Source organism: thiotrophic endosymbiont of Bathymodiolus puteoserpentis (Logatchev), from assembly GCF_900127505.1.
In the GTDB taxonomy this organism is placed as follows: domain Bacteria; phylum Pseudomonadota; class Gammaproteobacteria; order PS1; family Pseudothioglobaceae; genus Thiodubiliella.
Window position 1 is genome coordinate 1 of record NZ_UEXF01000050.1, and the last position, 1,693, is coordinate 1,693.

Consider the following 1,693-nt stretch of genomic DNA (forward strand, 5'->3'; position numbering starts at 1 on the left):
AGTATGGTAAGCATCTTTAAGTTGCCCTAAGATTTGTGGCTCTCCCAATACCAAAGAATCCAGTCCAGTTGCTACGCGACAGATATGCTTGAGTGCATCATCGCCTTCAAAATAAACCAGATAAGGGTCTAACTTTTCTCTGGCAATATTATGGGTGGTGGCAAGATAATCACTCAGTATTTGTTGTGCATTATCATCATCAACAATACTGTAAATTTCAGAGCGATTACAAGTTGACAAAATGACACAAGCCTCAATACCTTGAATACTGTTGAATTGCTTCAAAGCATTGGATAATTCATTAGGTGAAAACACAACTTTCTCACGCACTTCAACAGGGGTAAGTTGATGGTTAACACTCAAAATGGCAATTTTAGACACGAGCAAAAATTAGATAAATAAACGCTCAATTATATCATAAGAGCATTGTTTGCCGTTACAATACACAGCCATGAAAATACTTGTATTCTTGTTGTTATTTGGCTTTTTGTCTGCTTGCTCAACAATACCAAAGCACCCTGGGCCGTTGGTTTATTCAAGTAGTATTCCAAGTGTATGGACGATAGAGGGGCGACTCAGTGCCATGTCCAACAAAAAAACTGAAATGGCAGGCTTTGAATTTAGCCAGCAGGGCGGATACTATCAATTAACACTTAGTGGTCCACTTGGATTTGGGCAAATACAAATAAAGCAAACTGAGCAAGGCTTGCTTATTGACAACAAGCCTACTTTGTTGACTTTAAAACAGTGGATGAATCTTGAGTTGGGTTGGTATTTTCCAGTAGAAGTTTTAGAGAGTATTGTTTTTAAAGGTAATCATAACAAGATACAAGATTGGCAGATTAGTACCGATAAACATCAAGTGTTTAATGGGATTGCTTATCCAAAAATTATCCGTTTAAGCTATTCAGACAAACACATTAAAATCAAACTTCTGCTACAAGAGGTTAATCGGTTAAAATAAGTCAACATGATAGAAGAAGATTCCTTAGTCAGCGCAGAGAGCCAAGAAAACGAAACCATTATTATGACTTCGGTTCGTCCTAAATTACTGAACGAATATATCGGTCAAAAAGATGTTAAATCTCAAATGGCATTGTTTATTAAAGCCGCTAAAAAGCGTGGCGATGCACTGGATCACACACTAATTTATGGCCCACCAGGGCTGGGAAAAACCACTTTGGCAAATGTGATTGCCAATCAAATGGGTGCAGGACTTAAGCAAAGCTCTGGCCCTGTATTAGAACGCTCAGGGGATTTGGCAGCAATGCTCACCAAACTTGAACCCTATGATGTGTTGTTTATTGACGAGATTCATCGTTTAAACCCTGTAGTGGAAGAAATTCTATACCCTGCTTTGGAAGATTTCAAACTTGATATTATGGTGGGTGAGGGGATAGCTGCACATTCTGTGCAACTGGAGTTACCACCGTTTACTTTGATTGGTGCGACGACGCGTGCGGGCATGTTAACCTCACCACTTAGAGATAGATTTGGCATTGTTCAACGCTTGGCGTTTTATGAAGTAAAAGATCTACAAAAAATTGTAGTGCGTTCTGCCGATATTTTAGATATCCAGATAGAATCAGACGGCGCATTAGAGATTGCTAAGCGTTCTCGTGGCACACCAAGAATTGCGAATCGATTATTACGCCGAGTGCGTGATTTTGCTGATGTTAAAACCAATGGCATC

At 39.4% G+C, this 1,693-nt stretch carries 2 protein-coding genes and 1 pseudogene; 2 read left to right on the plus strand and 1 reads right to left on the minus strand.

The genetic code is table 11. The annotated features are described in order from the left end of the window. Window positions 1-381 (minus strand): annotated as a pseudogene (gene hemA / locus BHECKSOX2_RS06565) (glutamyl-tRNA reductase); the annotation flags it as partial. 70 nt (window positions 382-451) lie between these two features. Here hemA and BHECKSOX2_RS06570 point away from each other — a divergent pair. Together BHECKSOX2_RS06570 and ruvB are read left to right on the plus strand one after the other, a co-directional pair. Beyond that, window positions 452-964 carry a lipoprotein insertase outer membrane protein LolB gene (locus BHECKSOX2_RS06570; RefSeq protein ID WP_139682957.1) on the plus strand — a complete coding sequence of 171 codons (513 nt, stop codon included), beginning with the start codon at window positions 452-454 and terminating at the stop codon, window positions 962-964. Between the two features lie 6 nt (window positions 965-970). Further along, window positions 971-1,693: Holliday junction branch migration DNA helicase RuvB (gene ruvB / locus BHECKSOX2_RS06575; protein ID WP_139682958.1), on the plus strand; the 723-nt coding region annotated here is incomplete at its 3' end.